This window comes from Nafulsella turpanensis ZLM-10, assembly GCF_000346615.1.
Lineage (GTDB): Bacteria > Bacteroidota > Bacteroidia > Cytophagales > Cyclobacteriaceae > Nafulsella > Nafulsella turpanensis.
The window spans coordinates 70,582-88,075 of the sequence record NZ_ANNU01000037.1 but is presented as its reverse complement, the minus strand read 5'-3'; the positions used below and the strand labels follow the sequence as shown (position 1 = coordinate 88,075).

Genomic DNA, 17,494 nt, shown 5'->3' with positions numbered 1-17,494 from the left:
ATTACCGACGAAGGAGGTTTTGTTCAACTTGTTTATATCAACAGTTAGCCCTTCAACTGCTGTTTTATTTGCTATAAACTTCCCTTTATATACAAATACTACTTCTATTACCTACTACTGCAACACTTTATAACCTACCTGTGGGGCGAGGTTGTCGAGCTCCTTAAGGAGGTCGTTATTGGGGTCGATGCGGTATTTGCGGCTGAGGAGTTCTACCTGTAGCTGATCGTCTTCGTCGAATACATTGAGCTTGAAGTCGCAGTTACCGGGATAGCTGATGCCGAGTTTTTCAATCTGTTCCACCAGCGGCAGGCTTACGTCCCGCGCATGGATGTTAATGCTGATGCCCTTGGTCATCTTGCTTCGGATGTCGGACAACAGCTGGATGTTCATGATTTTAAACTCCAGCTCTCCTTCCTTCCATTTCCGGGGCACCACACTTCCCTGTATGAAAAGGAACCAGTCCTTCATAAAGTACTGCTTAAAGCGGGTGTAGTCTTCTGAAAAGAGGAAGAAGGTAAAGGTACCGTCATAGTCCTCCATCGTCAGGGTACCAAAAGGATTGCCGTTTTTGGTGGTACGGTGAGCAAAGTCCGACACAGAACCTCCCAGACAGATGTTCTGCCGCCCCTGCAGGGCCGTTAAATCGGTTAGTTCAGCCAGCGTAGTATTACAGAAACTCTTCATCTCGAGCTTAAACTGGTCGAGTGGATGGCCGCTGATAAAGAAGCCAACTACTTCTTTTTCTATCCGGAGCTTTTCAATTTCGCCATAGGGCTCCACATTAGGCGCTTTGGGCATAGGAATGGATACGCCACTGCTGCCACCAAAAAGAGAAGCCTGTGCACTTTCCTCCTCGGCCTGTACACGCTGCGCCCATTTTATGGCCGTTTCGATGAGTGTACCCCCCTCGCCTTCGTCGGCCAACAGGTACTGCTTCCGGTGGAAGCCTGCGAAACAATCGAAACCTCCGCCCATGGCAAGGCATTCGAAGGTTTTCTTGTTCACGGCCCGAAGGTTAACCCGTTTGGCAAAGTCAAAGATATCCTTGTAAGGTCCTTTCTTCTTCCGCTCCTCAATAATGGCTTCCACGGCTGCTTCACCGGCTCCTTTGATGGCCCCCAGACCAAAGCGGATTTCTCCGGCATCGTTTACTTCGAAGTTGATACCTGATTCGTTTACATCCGGCCCGAGTACTTTAATGCCCTGCGCCTTACACTCCTCCATAAAGAAGGTCACCTTCTCAATGTTGCTCTGGTTGTGTGTGAGCACCGCCGCCATATACTCGGCGGGATAATGGGCTTTGAGATAAGCGGTATGGTAAGCGACTACGGAATAGCAGGTGGAGTGCGATTTGTTGAAGGCATAGGCCGCAAAGGCTTCCCAGTCTTTCCAGACCTTGTTCAGCTTGGCTTCGTCGTGCCCGCGGGCTTTGCCGCCTTCCACAAACTTGGGCTTCAGCTTTTCCAGCAGGGCAAATATTTTCTTACCCATGGCCTTCCGCAGCACGTCGGCATCGCCTTTAGAGAAGCCGGCGAGTGACTGCGACAGAAGCATTACCTGTTCCTGATACACCGTAATACCATAGGTTTCGCCCAGGTACTCTTCCATGGCAGGAATGTCGTAGGTAATGGGCTCGCGGCCGTGTTTACGGGCAATAAAGTTGGGGATATACTCCAGCGGCCCCGGGCGATACAAAGCGTTCATGGCGATAAGGTCCTCGAACTTATCGGGCTTCAGGTTACGCAGGTGCTTCTGCATACCCGGTGACTCGAACTGGAAGGTCCCGTTCGTTTCGCCGCGCTGATACAGTTCATAGGTCTTCTGGTCGTCGAGCGGAATGGTGTCGGGGTCTATCTCTACCCCATGGCGCTCTTTAATATACCTGATAGCGGTTTTGATGATGGTAAGGGTTTTCAGCCCCAGAAAGTCCATCTTCAGCATACCGGCCTCTTCTACCACCGAGTTATCGAACTGGGTGTTGAGGAGCACCGCGTCTCGGGAAGTGGCAACAGGGATGTACTTGGTAATATCGTCTGGCGTAATAATTACCCCACAGGCGTGGAGGCCGGTATTTCGCACGGAACCTTCCAGAATTTCGGCCTGCCGCAGTACCTCTGCCTTGAGACCGTGCCCGTCGCGGATAGCTTTCAGCTCCGGCACTTCCTTAAAGGCTTTGGCCAGTGTGGTCCCCGGCTTATCAGGCACCATTTTCGCCAGCTCATTGGCTTCGCTTAGCGGAAGCTCCATTACCCGCGCACAGTCCCTGATGGCCGATTTAGCCGCCATGGAACCATAGGTTATAATGTGCGATACCTGGTTATAGCCGTACTTCTTCACCACCCAGTCAATGACTTTGCCGCGGCCTTCGTCGTCAAAGTCAATATCAATATCGGGAAGAGATACACGGTCGGGGTTCAGGAACCTCTCGAACAGCAGGTCGTAGGCAATAGGATCTACGTTGGTAATGCCAATACAGTAGGCTACGGCAGAACCGGCAGCAGAACCACGGCCCGGTCCAACGGAAACACCCATTTTGCGGGCTTCGCTGGTAAAGTCCTGTACAATGAGGAAGTAACCGGGATAGCCGGTATTGGCAATGGTTTCCAGCTCAAAGTCGAGGCGCTCCTTTATTTCGGGAGTAATTTCGCCATACCGCTTTTTCGCCCCTTCGTAAGTGAGGTGGCGCAGGTAGGCATTCTCACCCCTTTTGCCGCCATCCACATCATCCTGTGGGTCAACAAATTCCTCCGGAATGCCGAATTTAGGCAGGAGCACATCGCGCTGCAGCTTAAAGGACTCTACCTTATCGACGATTTCCTGCGTACATTCAATCGCTTCTGGCAGGTCGGTGAAGAGTGCCTTCATTTCCTCCTGCGACTTGAAGTAGAATTCCTGGTTCGGAAAGCCCCAGCGAAAGCCACGGCCCCGCCCGATAGGCGTCGACTGCAGCTCACCTTCTTTTACACAAATAAGTACGTCGTGGGCGTTGGCATCTTTCTTATCGAGGTAAAATGCATTGTTGGCGGCAAAGTATTTTACACCATACTTTTTCGCAAACTCCAGCAGCACCTCGTTAACACGATTTTCCTCTTCCAGTCCGTGGCGCTGTAGCTGCACATAAAAATCATCGCCAAACAGCTGGTGCCACCATTTAAAGGCTTCTTCTGCCTGGGTTTCACCTACATTCAGAATCAGGTTCGGGATTTCACCATCCAGTCCGCCGGTGGTAGCAATGAGGTTATCTTTGTACTCCTCAATCAGTGCCTTGTCGATACGTGGATAGATACCGTAGTTACCTTCGATATAGGCCAGGGAGCTGAGCTTGGACAGATTGTGATAGCCCTCCTTGTTTTTGGCCAGCAGCACCTGCTGAAATCGCTTATCGGGCGCATCCTTCGTAAACTTAAGTTTCAGGCGCTCTTCGGCCACATAAAACTCACAGCCTACGATAGGTTTAATCTCCTGCTTAAGGGCTTCTTTTACGAAATGATAGGTGGCAAACATATTGCCCAGGTCGGTAAGCGCCACGGCAGGCATGCCCATTTCCTTGGCTTTACCTACCAGTCCTTTTATATCGGGCGTGGCCTGCAGTACTGAAAAGGCCGAGTGCACATGCAGGTGCGAGAAGGCACTATCGATTTTTTTGGCCGCGGCTTTATCCACCACCAGCCCATCACCGCCTTTCTTTTTCTTCTGGGCAAAGTTGGCTGCATCGAGCTCCGGCTCCTCGTACACGATATCCGCCACAGGAGTATCATCGAGGGGTTTAATGACTCCTTCCTTCAACAGTCCGAAGAAACAGCGCGTGGTGGCATGCACGTCGTAAGCCGCATCGTGGGCATCGTCGAAAGCCTCGCCAAAAAGTTTAACGTGCAGTTCCGTAAGGGTAGGCCATTTAAACTTGCCGCCACGGCCGGGAATGGCCACAAAATCGGTGGCCTCATCTTTTGTGTCGATGGCTTTTATTTCGAGCAGCTTGCTTTCCTGCTGCGCCCGAATGTTTTCCGCCCCTACGATATTGAGGTCGAAGCTGACGTTATGCCCAATAACCGCCTCGGTTTTTTCCAGGTCGGCATTGAACTCCTGCAGCACAAAAGCTAGATCATATCCCTGCTCCTGTGCCATTTTGGTAGAAATACCATGTATTTTTTCCGAGTTATACGGAATGGTAAAACCCTCGGGCTTTATAATATAGTTTTTGGCCGAGAGGAGTTTACCCTTACCATCGTGTAATTGCCAGGCCAGCTGCACCAGGCGGGGCCAGTTGTCGAGGTCAGTAACGGGGGCATTATAATTTTGGGGTAAACCGGTGGTTTCGGTATCGAATATTAAATACATAGCTTATCTTCAGTAAAGGGGCTGCTTCCGGAAAACCGGGAGATAAATATACCAGCTTTTCGCGGGATTGCCAGCTAAAAACTTTTCAAATTCCGGCTTCCTCAGTTTAACAAAAAGAGAGTCAAAAATGTCCTTTGCCTCTCCTTTTTTTCTGCCTGAACGCTTCTTCCTACCAGTCGTCCCTTCCATCTGCCATTTATCTATTTTTCTTATCAAAAGTTACAAGGAACTTACTTAAATATGGCATAAACTATGTATCTTTTTGAATATTTTCAACACCTAAAAATCTGCCCCTATATGAGAAAGAATTTTTTTATGCCCCTGCTCCTGCTCCTCTGCTTTGGAACAACGGGCCTGTTTGCCCAGCAGAAAGACCTCAACTTTTCGCTGGAAGAACTGGAAATTCCGCACGAGAAGTTTGTCCTCGACAACGGACTCACGCTGATTGTTCACGAAGACCATAAGTCGCCCATTGCGGCGGTGAATGTATGGTACCATGTGGGCTCAAAAAATGAGAAGTACGGCAAAACCGGTTTCGCACATCTTTTCGAACACCTGATGTTCAATGGCAGCGAAAACTTTAATACCGACTATTTCGAAGCCATGGAACGCATTGGCGCTACCGACCTGAACGGCACCACCAATACCGACCGCACCAACTACTTCCAGAACGTACCGACTACCGCACTGGACGTAGCGCTGTGGATGGAATCGGACCGCATGGGGCACTTTGCCGGTGCCATTTCGCAGGAGCGCCTCGATGAGCAAAGAGGAGTAGTGCAGAATGAAAAGCGCCAGGGCGAAAACCAACCCTACGGCCGTAGCTGGAATGCACTGATGGAAGAAAGCTTTCCTTTCGGCCACCCTTACAGCCATTCTGTAATTGGCTCGCTGGAAGATCTGGACGCTGCCTCGCTCGAAGATGTGAAGGAGTGGTTCAAGAATTACTATGGCGCAGCCAATGCCGTAGTGGTCGTAGCGGGCGATGTTGATGCTCAGGAAGTATATAACAAAGCAGTTACTTATTTTGGCGATATCCCGGCTGGTCCTCCCTTGACCCGTCCTGAAGTAAATATTGCCAAAAGAACCGGAGAGAAAAGAATTGAAATGCAGGACCGGGTACCACAAACCCGCATTTACATGAGCTGGAATGTACCGGAGTGGGGCAATCCTGAAGCTTTCCTGCTTGATTTTGCTGCCGGCGCCCTGGCCGATGGAAAAAATTCACGCCTCTACAAACGCCTGGTGTACGACGAGCAAATTGCCTCCGACGTAGGTGCCTGGAATTCTGAAATGGAAATTGCCGGCATGTTCACCATTTATGCCGATGTAAAGCCTGGTGTAGATGCCAAGGAAGTAGAAAAAGCCATTAACGAAGAGCTGGCGCGCCTGCTGGTGGAAGGCCCTACCGAAACAGAAATGCTCCGCACCAAAACCAACTACTTCTCCAACTTTATTAAAGGCATGGAGCGCATTGGTGGTTTTGGCGGCAAATCCGATATCCTGGCCAGCAATCAGGTATTTGGCAATGACCCTGCCTTTTACAGAACCCGTAACGCAGGCATGAAAAACGCCACGGCTACCGCAGTAAAAACCGCTGCCAATAAATGGCTGTCAGATGGTAAACTGGTACTGTCCATTGTACCTGTTCCTGAATACAAAACAACTCCATCGACGGTGGACCGCAGCAAAGGCTTACCTGCTGTAGCAGAAGCAGGCGCAGTAAGCTTCCCCGACCTGCAGCGCTTTACCCTCTCCAATGGATTAAAAGTAGTACTTGCCCAGCGCGATGCCGTGCCGCTTGTTCGCTTTAACCTCATGGTAGATGCCGGCTATGCTGCTGACCAGTTCGCCACCCCGGGCACGGCTTCCCTCACCCTCAATATGATGGACGAAGGCACCAAGAGCCGCAATTCACTACAAATCAACGAAGAACTGGCCCTGTTAGGAGCAGACCTTTACGCCTATTCAGACCTGGATCATTCTTATGTAAAAATGACTGCCCTGAAGCCAATGCTGGAAAGCAGCCTTGACTTGTATACGGATGTTCTGCTGAACCCTTCTTTTAATGAAGAAGATTTTGAGCGACTTCGCAAAGAACAGCTTATGCAGATTCAGCAGGAAAAAGCCAGCCCATTCTCTATGGCTTTGCGGGTATTCCCTCAATACATGTATGGTAAAGGCCACGCCTACAGCAACCCGCTCTCGGGCTCAGGCTATGAAGGCACCGTATCCAGCCTGAAGCGCGACGACCTGCTGAAGTTCTATTCCAACTGGTTTAAGCCAAACAATGCCACCCTTGTGGTAAGTGGCGACATTAGCCAGCCGGAACTGGAAAAGCTACTGGAGAAAAGACTGAATAAATGGAAGAAAGGAACAGTGCCTGTGAAAAACCTGGCGATGGTGAAGCCGGGTAAGAAGAAGATTTACCTCATGGACAAGCCAGGCGCCATTCAGTCTGTAATTATTGCAGGCCATGTCGCTGCCAAGCCAAATGCAGAAGAAGAGGTAGCCATAGAAATGATGAATGACATCCTCGGTGGCCAGTTTACTTCCAGGGTGAATATGAACCTGCGCGAAGCCAAAGGCTGGTCTTATGGTGCCAGAACGCTTTTAATGAGTGCAAAAGGTCAGCGGCCTTTCATTGCCTACGCGCCTGTTCAGTCCGACAAGACCCAGGAATCGATGAAGGAAATGATGAAGGAGGTTACAGAATACATCAATATCCGCCCTGCAACGGAAGAAGAATTCCTGAAGGTGCAGAATAATAGTATTCTTAAACTCCCCGGCCAGTGGGAAACATTGGCCGCCGTAGAGAGTGCCGCCTCTGAAATTGTGAAGTATCAATATCCTGATAATTACTACCAGGAGTATTCTGAAAATGTCCAGAACCTTCAGCTTTCGGAAATTAAGGAAGCTGCCAAAAAGCTCATTAAGCCCGAGGACATCAGCTGGGTAGTGGTAGGCGACCGGGCGCAGATTGAAGAAAAGTTAAGAGCGCTGGGCTATGGAGAAGTCGTAATCATTAACAGCGACGGAGAAGTGGTAAAAGAAGAAGAGAACCTCAATACCACTATTGATTCGAAGAATTAACAGAAAAAAGGTTTAAATTAAAAAGCAGCCGGTAAATTATTCACCGGCTGCTTTTTTTATACTTATAAAGGCACGTAAACTACTTTCTTCGTTTCAAAAAAAGGATCCTCGAAATACTGGCTGAGGTTATACATGGCATAATTTAGCTTCGACTCTTCCATTTCTTCCTGCAAATCGCCCCCCTTCAGGTACAGGATTCCATTGTATAGCGGATGCTTGGATTCGTCGGCCACTTTTGTTTTTACCCACTCATAAAAGGGGGCCATTCGGGTTACTGCTCTGCTGACGATAAAATCGAACTTACCTCTTACTTTTTCTGCCCGTATAGGATGAGCCTCCACATTGTCGAGCCCCAGTGCCTCGGCAACATTCTTGACTACTGTAATTTTTTTGCCTATTGAATCTACCAGAGTAAAATGGGTCTGCGGGTAAAGAATTGCCAGGGGAATACCCGGAAAACCGCCGCCTGTCCCGACATCCAACACCTTACTTCCTGGCAAAAAAGGCTGCACTTTGGCAATGCCGAGCGAATGGAGAATATGGCGGGTATACAGTTGCTCTATATCTTTGCGGGAGATAACGTTGATTTTCTCATTCCACTCCGCATACAGCTCCCCAAGGGCGGCAAACTGCTTTTGCTGTGAAGTAGTAATATCCGGAAAATAGCGAAGAATAACCTCTGCTCCTTGCATGAAAATCTTGTTTCAAAAATGGGTAATGAAGTTCAAAATTGCATGATTGTCCGGCAGAAAAGCAAATTTACAGCTCCTTCTTTACCGCCTAAAGGCAAAAAATAGATAGAAGTGCAAATAATTATTATAAATGTTCCCGCTTATTCTTTACCAGTTCATACATTAGTTCGCGGGCGCGGTAGAGCTGGGCTTTGATAGTGCCCAGGGGAGCATCCAGCTCTTTGGCAATTTCGTCGTACGACAGCTCATCGAAGTAACGCAGTTTTACGAGGCGTTGGTATTTTGCCGGCAGTTTGGTTACAAACATCTGCACCAGCTCAATCTTCTGGCTTTTAATTGCTTCCTGCTGCGGGTTCAGGTTCTCATCCTCCACATCAATATTTACATCATCGCCGCTATCGTTGGTAAAGGTGGTATTAAGGCTGAGGGTCTTAAGCTTCTTCTTTCGAATAAAATCGATCGCGTTATTCGTGGCAATCCTGAAGAGCCAGGTACTGAAGGTATAGTCCTTTTTAAATTTATGAAGATTTTTAAAGGCCTTGGCAAAAGCTTCTATGGTAAGATCTTCGGCATCGTCCACATTGCGCACCATTTTAAGGATCATGTGGTACACTGCCATTTTATATCGCTGCATCAGCTCGGCGAATGCCTGCTCATCCCCGTCCTCCAGGGCACTATCTATCAGCCGGAAATCCTCCAGCGCTTTGTCTGAAAATTGTTTATTGCTATTTATTTCCATGTAGTTTTTTTCGTAAAAAAGGCTGCTATTCCTATAAAAAGGTAATAAAAGACGAATAAAAAATCGAGCAGAAAAATAGACCAGTCGGTAAAGTTTGCCCCTAATTTTTTACTGGCTGCAATCATTACATAATATAAAAGAATCAATCTTACCAGAAAACCTCCTAAGATCCAGTAAGGTTCAATCCATAAACTCAGTAGAAGAATAAAAGTTATCCAAAAGAGCAGCTGAGAAGCGGCATGCCACCCTAAACGCCACTTCGTACTTTTACGGTATAGCTTTCCAACCACCATATGCCTGAGCTTCTGGCGGTACCATTCCTTTACTGTTTTTTTAGGAATGGAGTACACCACTGCATCCGCACCAATGGCTACCCGTGTGTTCTTTTTAGTACCATTCTGGTTCACAAATAAATCATCATCGCCTCCGGCAATGGTTCTGTGCTTAATAAAACCCTTCGTTTCCAGGAAAAAGCTTTTGCGATAGGCCATATTACGCCCAACGCCCATATAAGGTTTTCCGGCAAGCGCAGCCCCTATATACATTAGCCCCGTGTGCAGGGTCTCGAAGCGGATAAAGCGGTTAAGAAACCCACTGTGGGCCTCATAGGGAGAATAACCCAGCACAATCTGTACCTCCGCCTCCCGGAAAGGTTCGGCCATACAGGCAAGCCACAGGTCCGAAGCAGGCAAACAATCGGCATCGGTAAACACAAGCAGGTTATGTTTGGCATGCTTTATCCCCATGGTAAGCGCGTATTTTTTCGCGGTAATGTGCGGCGGCGTTTGCTCCAGGTGAATTACTCTCAGCTTTGGAAACTGCTGCTTAAAGCCATCGAGGTAATCCTTGCTTTCATCGGTAGAATTATCATTTACCACAATTACCTCATAGTCCTGATACTGCTGTTCCATCAGTTTAGGCAGCAAGCGTTCCAGGTTCGCTCTTTCATTCCGGGCACTTACAATAACAGAAATGGGCCCAGTAAAACCGGCGGCGCCTTCCGCCGGGTCGGCCTTTTTGTAGGCTGCTACCCTGCCAAAGCGAAAGAGATAGTAATAAAACTGAACAATAACGGATAGGGCAAATAAAACGAGCAGTAAAGCTGGCAAGAAATACATAAAGGGAAATGGTATGAGATAACAAATATAGGTTGAATTTTCAGATTATCCTTAAGAGAAAAGGCGGAGATATTACAGGACAGGAACAGAAAAAACAGCTGCAAAAACACTGGTAAAAGCTTCAGGATTAGGGATTGGCTTATTGGCATGGAAAATGTATTTTTGCATACCCGAAAAAACAGATATGCAATTTACCATACTCGCCAAAGACAAGGGCAGCAAAGCCCGCACCGGCACCCTCACCACAGACCATGGCACCATTGAAACCCCTATTTTTATGCCAGTGGGTACCGCCGGTTCGGTTAAAGCAGTACATCAGCGGGAGCTGAAAGAAGATATAAAAGCACAGATCATTCTGGGCAATACCTACCACCTTTACCTGCGCCCCGGCCTGGGCATACTGGAGAATGCAGGGGGCCTGCACAAATTTAATGGCTGGGATGGCCCCATCCTTACCGATAGCGGCGGCTATCAGGTTTATTCACTATCAGACATTCGGAAGATAAAGGAAGAAGGTGTAAAGTTTACCTCCCACATTGATGGCTCCAGGCACCATTTTACACCCGAAAATGTAATGGATATCCAGCGCAGTATAGGGGCCGATATTATTATGGCCTTCGATGAGTGCACCCCCTACCCCTGCGAGTACGACTATGCCAAAAATTCCATGGAACGTACGCACCGCTGGCTCCAGCGCTGTGTCGGCCGTTTCGATGCCACTGAACCAAAATATGGTTACCATCAGTCGCTCTTTCCTATTGTACAGGGCAGCGTTTACAAAGACCTTCGGGTGCAGTCTGCGGAGTTTATTGCGGCGCAGGGGCGTGAAGGCAACGCCATTGGAGGCCTTTCGGTAGGCGAACCTGCCGAAATGATGTATGAAATGACGGAGCTCGTTTGCGACATACTACCGGCCGATAAGCCTCGTTACCTTATGGGAGTAGGTACGCCGGCTAACATACTGGAAAATATTGCACTGGGAGTGGATATGTTCGACTGTGTAATGCCCACGCGAAATGCCCGTAACGGCATGTTGTTTACCACGCAGGGAATCATAAATATCCGGAATGAAAAATGGAAAGACGAGCATAGCCCGATTGATCCTACACTGGGTGGGTATGCCAGCACTTTCTACAGCAAAGCTTACCTGCGCCACCTGATTCACAGCAAAGAAATGTTAGGTGCCCAGATTGCCTCTATTCATAATTTGACGTTTTATCTCTGGCTGGTAAAAGAAGCCCGTGAGCAGATTAAAAACGGCACCTTTGCAGACTGGAAAAACAAAATGGTCCATCAACTGATGCAAAAGCTTTAATGAAGATACTGGATAGATATATACTGAAGAAGTTCCTGACGGCCTTCTTTTTCGTGGTACTCATCCTGGTAACGATTATTTGTGTAATCGATATAACGGAGAAGAATGACAACTTCATTCAACATGACCTGAGCCTAAGCCAGGTGTTGGGCTATTACCTGGACTTTATCCCCTATATTGCCAACTTCATTACGCCTATTACCGTTTTTATTGCCACTGTATTTGTAACCTCTAAAATGGCTGGCCATACCGAAATTATTGCCATTTTGAGCAGCGGCGTGAGCTTTAGACGGATGATGGTACCTTACATGATGGGAGCAACCATTATTGCCATTCTCAGCTTTTTTCTCACCGGCTATGTACTTCCAAATGCCAATAAAGATAGAATTGCCTTTGAAATTGCTTATGTAAAAAAGCCTTTTCGTTTTACCGACCGCAATATCCATATTAAGGTAGCGCCAAAATCATATGCCTACCTGGAGAGCTATAATAACGACTCGGAAGTAGGCTACCGCTTTTCGCTCGAAACTATCGATGAGAATGAGTTAAAGGCAAAGCTGACTGCCCGTCGGCTGGAGTGGGATTCAGCCAGCAGTAAATGGACGCTGCGCGACTGGGAGCTCAGAAAAATAAAAGGGATGGAAGAACAGGTAAGCCGGGGAGCTACCATGGACACCCTCATCTCCCTTAAACCATCCGACTTTAGCAGTACCTACCAGCTGCAGGAGACCTTTACCCTCCCGGAGTTAAATAATTATATTGCTGAGCTAAAGGAAAGAGGGGCCGATAATATCATTATCTACGAAATTGAGAAGTACATCCGATATATGTCTCCCTTTGCGGCCCTTATCCTCACCTTTATCGGCCTTATTATGTCGTCGCGAAAGTCAAGAGGTGGCTCCGGTTTAATGATTGCCATGGGTTTCGGCATCGCTTTCGTTTATATTCTCTTTTTTGTGCTGGCTAAAAGTATAGCCGAAGCAAAAGCCCTCTCGCCAGTTATTGCGGTGTGGGTACCAAATATTGTCTTCTCCATTGTAGGTCTAATTCTTTACCGCACGGTGCCTCGCTAATGAACAGCAGTGTTAAAGATTACCTGCAGCTGCATTTTATAGTGCTCCTGTGGGGTTTCACCGCCATTCTGGGTGTCCTTATCAGCATTCCGGCTGTCGAAATAGTTTTTTACCGCACCCTTTTGGCCTCCCTGGCGCTGGCGGCTCTATTGGCCTATCGAAAACGCAACTTCAGGCTGGGGAAAGGAGCACTCCTAAAAATGCTGCTGACCGGCTCCCTTATTGCCGGCCACTGGGTCCTCTTTTTTGCCGCCGCCCGTATTGCCACGGTTTCGGTATGCCTGGCAGGTATGGCCACGGCAACCCTCTGGACGAGTATTCTGGAACCGATGGTGACCAAAAGAGGCATTAAAGCCTATGAGGTGGCGCTGGGCCTGGTAATCATCGGGGGCCTGTACGTTATTTTCCAGTTTGAATTTGACCATGCCTTAGGTTTGACCATGGCTATTTTCTCTGCCTTTCTTGCCTCCTGCTTTACGGTCATCAACGGGGAGTTTACCAAAAAGCACAATGGCTATATGGTCACCTTTTACGAAATGGTAGGAGCCTGCCTTACCGTTGCGGTGCTCTTCCCGCTCTACCGCTCACTTTTTCCTTCAGAAGGGCAGGGCCTGATTGTTCCTTCTCCCATGGATTGGATGTGGATAGCCATTTTAGCCCTTATATGCACCGTATATGCCTACTCTGCCTCAGTGGAACTGCAAAAACGGCTTAGTGCCTTTTCGGTTAACCTTTGTGTTAATCTGGAGCCGGTATATGGCATCCTCCTGGCCGTACTTATTTTTAATGAGGATGAAAAAATGACACTTGGATTTTATGCAGGAACGGCCATTATATTGTTAGCCGTACTGGTATACCCCCTCTTTGTACGCTGGGATAAACGCAGGCAACTCCGTATCAGGAAAATTCAATAAATACACTTACCACATTAAGAGGGATAAAGCCTTACACACCCAGGAATCTTTATAATCCCTGTGCCTCTGTAAGTGGGAAAGCGGTCTTAGAGCAGCAGCTCCCAGCGCTGTTTATACTCTCTTAGCACTGAAGAAATATCTGCGTCTTCATTAAAAATACCAAAAACAGAGGAACCGCTCCCACTCATACAGGCATACACAGCGCCTGCCTTATACAGCTCTTCTTTCAGCTTTGCCACTTCCGGGTACAGCTGAAAAACACTCTCTTCAAAGTCATTGGTCAGCAGGTTCTGCCAGTTTTCTATCGGTTCCTGTTCAAGAATTTCCTTTACGGATTGTTCAGGGGTGGCAGGTTTTATTTTACTGTACGCTTCGGCAGTCGAGACATGTACATCAGGATAAATAAGCAGCAACTTTTTGCCTTTTAGCGTTACCTCTACACTCCCGAATACATCGCCACGCTCGAAGGCCAGTACAGGCTTATTTCGGATAAAAAAGGCACAGTCGCTCCCAAGCCGGGAGGCATACTCTTCCAGTATGGTTCCATCGAGAAAAAGCTGGAACATTTCATTCAAAACCTCCAGGGTAAAAGCTGCATCGGAAGAGCCACCACCAAGTCCGGCGCCAATGGGGATAATTTTATGCAGGTACATCTCCACGGGCGGCAGCTGGTAATCCTTTTTCAGCAACTGGTAAGCCTTCATACAGAGATTTTCCTCCTCCCGGCCCGGAATGGCAATTCCAGAGGACCGGAAACTGCTCTTCTTCGCATTGGTTTCTATAATTTCCAGCACATCATGCACCGGCACAGGATAAAAGCAGGTAACGATATCATGGAAACCATCAGGCCGCTTCGCAACCACATTCAGGCCCAGATTAATTTTTGCGTTTGGGAAAACTACCATAAGGAGTAAAAGTATGGGTACAGCGCAAGGAGACAGCTAAAAAAGAAGACACCCGCAGGAGAAAAATGCTTGAATTAAAACAGGAGAAATAAAAACAGAGGCTTTGAAAGTAAATACCCTCCAAAGCCTCTGTTGTTAGCTTACTTGGTAAGTTCTTTAACAATTTCCTCTGTAATACCTGAGCTGGAGAAACCACCATCGTGCATCAGGTTCTGCATGGTTACCATTCGGGTAAAATCAGAGAACATAACCGCAATATAGTTGGCACAATCTTCCGCTGAAGCATTCCCTAAGGGCGACATTTTATCGGCATAATCGTAAAACACATCGAAGCCACCTACGCCTGTACCGGCAGTCGTTTTAGTGGGGCTTTGCGAAATGGTATTGACTCTAACCTTATTCTTTTTAGCAAAGAAATAGCCATAGCTGCGGGCAATACTTTCCAGTACAGCTTTGGCCTGGGCCATATCGGAATAGTCGGGGAAGGTACGCTGTGCCGCGATATAGGAAAGGGCTAAAATGCTTCCCCATTCATTCATAGCATCCAGCTTATCGGCAGTTTGCAATACCTTGTGAAAGGAAATACCGGAAATATCGATTGATTTCAGGTACCAGTCATAATTAAGGTCGTTGTAGGCTTTGCCTTTGCGCACGTTCGGGCTCATGCCAATAGAGTGAAGAATGAAGTCCAGCTTCCCTCCCAGTACTTCCATGGATTTATTTACCAGGTTTTCCAGGTCTTCTACGGAAGTTGCATCGGCAGGAATGACCTCTGCATTACAAACTTTCGCCAGCTCATTTATTTTACCCATCCGCATCGCAATCGGGGCGTTGGTCAGCACAAACTGCGCACCTTCTTCATGACATTTCAGGGCAGTCTTCCAGGCGATGGAGTTTTCGTCCAGTGCACCAAAAATGATTCCTCTTTTCCCTTTTAGCAAATTATAAGCCATAACAATTAAATAATTTAGTTTGCAGCCCCATAAGACTGTTGGTTTTGAAGCCCTAAAATAAAGGATAATCTTTTAAAAACGAATAGCTGCCGGATATTAGACAGGAGATAGGAGGTTTTAGACCTGAGATGTTAGGCGACAGATACTAGATAATGGACGTAAGACCTGCCACACAGAACCTGCCTTTCCGGAGGCAGGAGCCAACAATCCGCTGTCATTGCGAAGGTGTAGCCTGGAGTAATCTGTGTCGAATGGGAGAGGAGCATTCATTAAAAGGATTTCTTGAGAAGAAGTCACTCATGGGCAGAAACTGCCACCTAAATACATTCCCAGCAATGACAATTTCCATTGGAGATGCCTTATTACTTTGTACTTAATACTGAATATCCCATACCTAATACTCACTAGCTTAAACGAACAACTAAGAATTACCAACGATAAGTCCTACACCTTCACCCCCATTAGTTCGCGGGCGCTTTCGTAAGCAGTTGCGGATGGCTGAGCCCCGCCAATCATCTTGGCGATTTCCGATACCCGCTCCTCTTCATTCAGCTTTTTAATACGGCTAAAAGTTTTAGCGGTTGAGTTATCCTTGTACACGAAATAATGGGCGCTCCCCTTGGCGGCAATCTGCGGCAGGTGGCTGATGGAGATAACCTGGTGATTACGGGCCATTTCCTGCATCATCTTCACCATTTTTATGGCAATTTCTCCGGATATCCCTGTATCGATTTCATCGAAAACAATGGTGGGCAGGGCTGTTTTATCGGCCAGCACATACTTAATACAGAACATTAGGCGGCTAAATTCGCCCCCGGAGGCTACATTTTTCAGCGGCTGCGGCTTCACTCCTTTATTTGCACTGAAAAGAATGTTTACCTCATCGATACCGCTGGCCTGGGCTGCAATAATTTTATGATCTACCTGTAGGCTTGCATCGGGCATGCCTACATCTTTCAGGAGCCCAGCCACTTCTCTGGCAAATTTTTCAAACACCTGCTGGCGACTCTTCGACAGCTTGGTGGCCTGTGCCTGCATTTCCTGTTCCTGCTTTTGCAGTTCCTTCTGGGCAGCAATTAGTTCTTCGTCCAGGTTCTGCACCCGGCTTACTTTTAGCTGCAGGCCTTCCTGTATGCGTAATAGATCTTCAATTTCGCTTACACCATGCTTTTGCTGCAGGTTAAAAACAACCCGCAGGCGTTCCTGCAGAAGAGCGGTTTTCTCCTCATCGACCTCTATTTCCTGTTCTTCACCCTCCAGCTCCCGGCTAATGTCCTTCAGTTCAATAAGGCTGCTTTCCATCCGCTCGGCCAGCTTACGGTAGGCTTCGCTGTAGCGACCCAGCTGTTTCAGTTCCGTAAAAACTCCATGGAGCGTACTGTTAACGGCCATGGGCTCGGCATACTCCAGCGCCTGCACAATACCGCCCAGTTTAATTTTAATGTCCCCTGCATTTTCCAGCTTCTCCAGCTCCTCTTCCAGTTCCTGCTGGTTGAGGCCCTGAAGCTGGGCAGCCTCCAGTTCCTGCAGCAGGAAGCTGTTATAATCAGCTTCCTTCCTGCTTTCTGCCGCCTCTTCCTGCAACTGCTGATAGGTACGTGCAGCCTTTCGATAGGCTTTATAAGCCTGCTCGTAGCGAAGTCTTTCCGGCTTATTGGCTGCATAAGCATCCAGCACATCGAGCTGGTAGGTGTTGGAACCTAACTGAAGTGTATCGTGCTGGGAGTGCACATCCATCAGGTAATTCCCCATCCGCTTCAGGATATCCAGCGTAACAGGGCTATCATTTACAAAAGCCCTGGATTTACCACTGGGTGCAATTTCACGGCGGATGATGCTTTCGCCCTCATAGTCCAGCCCTTCTTCTTCAAACAGCTGTTTAAGTGCATCATAATCCGAAATATCGAAGGTGCCTTCAATAATACACTTGCTTTCCTCGTCGTACAACACCCGTGTATCGGCCCGGTTCCCCAGCAGCATTCCTACCGCACCGAGCATAATGGATTTACCTGCCCCTGTTTCGCCGGTAATGATATTCAGTTCGGCAGCCGGCTTCATTTCCAGCTCCCTTATCAGGGCATAATTTTTTATTATTAAATTCTTGAGCATGAATTTAGTCTGCGTTACTACAGTCTCTTTTCGGTAAAGGGAGGCATTTGGTTATACAGCTGCTGTTTCAGACAGAAAACTTCTCCACCCCAACCTGATTTTGCAAAAGGTTAAAACACCTGTTCCAACCCATTTTACAGAGCCTTTACCTTCGGCCACTGAACCGTGGGAAAGGTCTGTTTTTAAGAAGCTAAATTAGTAATTTTTCAGCACTTCCACATTGCCTGTAAGAGGAATAGTAC

General features: G+C 47.8%; 11 protein-coding genes. 4 read left to right on the top strand and 7 right to left on the bottom strand.

From position 1 onward, the window contains the following. Positions 1-114 precede the first annotated feature (114 nt). Positions 115-4,341: a DNA polymerase III subunit alpha gene (gene dnaE, locus F752_RS0115205; RefSeq protein WP_017732602.1), complete on the bottom strand. Its 4,227-nt coding sequence runs from the start codon at positions 4,339-4,341 to the stop codon at positions 115-117. 297 nt (positions 4,342-4,638) lie between these two features. Here dnaE and F752_RS0115195 point away from each other — a divergent pair, with 297 nt between their 5' ends. Further along, complete coding sequence (locus tag F752_RS0115195; protein WP_017732600.1) at positions 4,639-7,434, top strand: M16 family metallopeptidase; 2,796 nt, start codon at positions 4,639-4,641, stop codon at positions 7,432-7,434. A 62-nt stretch (positions 7,435-7,496) separates the two neighbouring features. Here the strand turns inward: F752_RS0115195 and rsmG are convergent, their stop codons facing one another. The 3 genes from rsmG to F752_RS0115180 all read right to left on the bottom strand — a co-directional run bounded on the left by rsmG (position 7,497) and on the right by F752_RS0115180 (position 9,983). Further along, a complete protein-coding gene (rsmG, locus tag F752_RS0115190) occupies positions 7,497-8,126 on the bottom strand; it encodes a 16S rRNA (guanine(527)-N(7))-methyltransferase RsmG (protein WP_017732599.1) in 630 nt (209 codons plus the stop codon). A gap of 124 nt (positions 8,127-8,250) precedes the next feature. Then, entirely contained in the window at positions 8,251-8,865 is a 615-nt protein-coding gene (locus F752_RS0115185) for an RNA polymerase sigma factor (protein WP_017732598.1), read from the bottom strand. Beyond that, positions 8,856-9,983: a glycosyltransferase gene (locus F752_RS0115180; protein ID WP_017732597.1), complete on the bottom strand. Its 1,128-nt coding sequence runs from the start codon at positions 9,981-9,983 to the stop codon at positions 8,856-8,858. Before F752_RS0115180 ends, F752_RS0115185 begins: the two co-directional genes overlap by 10 nt. Before the next feature lie 184 nt (positions 9,984-10,167). Between F752_RS0115180 and tgt the strand changes: the two genes are divergently transcribed. The 3 genes from tgt to F752_RS0115160 are packed head-to-tail and all read left to right on the top strand — an operon-like array spanning position 10,168 to position 13,285. Further along, positions 10,168-11,298 (top strand): tRNA guanosine(34) transglycosylase Tgt, encoded by a 1,131-nt coding sequence (gene tgt / locus F752_RS0115170; RefSeq protein WP_026135773.1) that lies wholly within the window; start codon positions 10,168-10,170, stop codon positions 11,296-11,298. Beyond that, entirely contained in the window at positions 11,298-12,371 is a 1,074-nt protein-coding gene (locus F752_RS0115165) for an LptF/LptG family permease (RefSeq protein WP_017732595.1), read from the top strand. Before tgt ends, F752_RS0115165 begins: the two co-directional genes overlap by 1 nt. Next, complete coding sequence (locus F752_RS0115160; protein WP_017732594.1) at positions 12,371-13,285, top strand: DMT family transporter; 915 nt, start codon at positions 12,371-12,373, stop codon at positions 13,283-13,285. Before F752_RS0115165 ends, F752_RS0115160 begins: the two co-directional genes overlap by 1 nt. Positions 13,286-13,371: 86 nt before the next feature. Here the strand turns inward: F752_RS0115160 and ispE are convergent, their stop codons facing one another. The 3 genes from ispE to recN form a co-directional block, all read right to left on the bottom strand. Further along, a complete protein-coding gene (gene ispE, locus F752_RS0115155; protein ID WP_017732593.1) occupies positions 13,372-14,190 on the bottom strand; it encodes a 4-(cytidine 5'-diphospho)-2-C-methyl-D-erythritol kinase in 819 nt (272 codons plus the stop codon). Between the two features lie 140 nt (positions 14,191-14,330). Continuing rightward, positions 14,331-15,143: an enoyl-ACP reductase FabI gene (locus tag F752_RS0115150; RefSeq protein WP_017732592.1), complete on the bottom strand. Its 813-nt coding sequence runs from the start codon at positions 15,141-15,143 to the stop codon at positions 14,331-14,333. Positions 15,144-15,587: 444 nt separating this feature from the next. Further along, positions 15,588-17,252, bottom strand: a complete 1,665-nt coding sequence (recN, locus tag F752_RS0115145) for a DNA repair protein RecN (protein WP_017732591.1) — start codon at positions 17,250-17,252, stop codon at positions 15,588-15,590. Between the last annotated feature and the right edge of the window lie 242 nt (positions 17,253-17,494).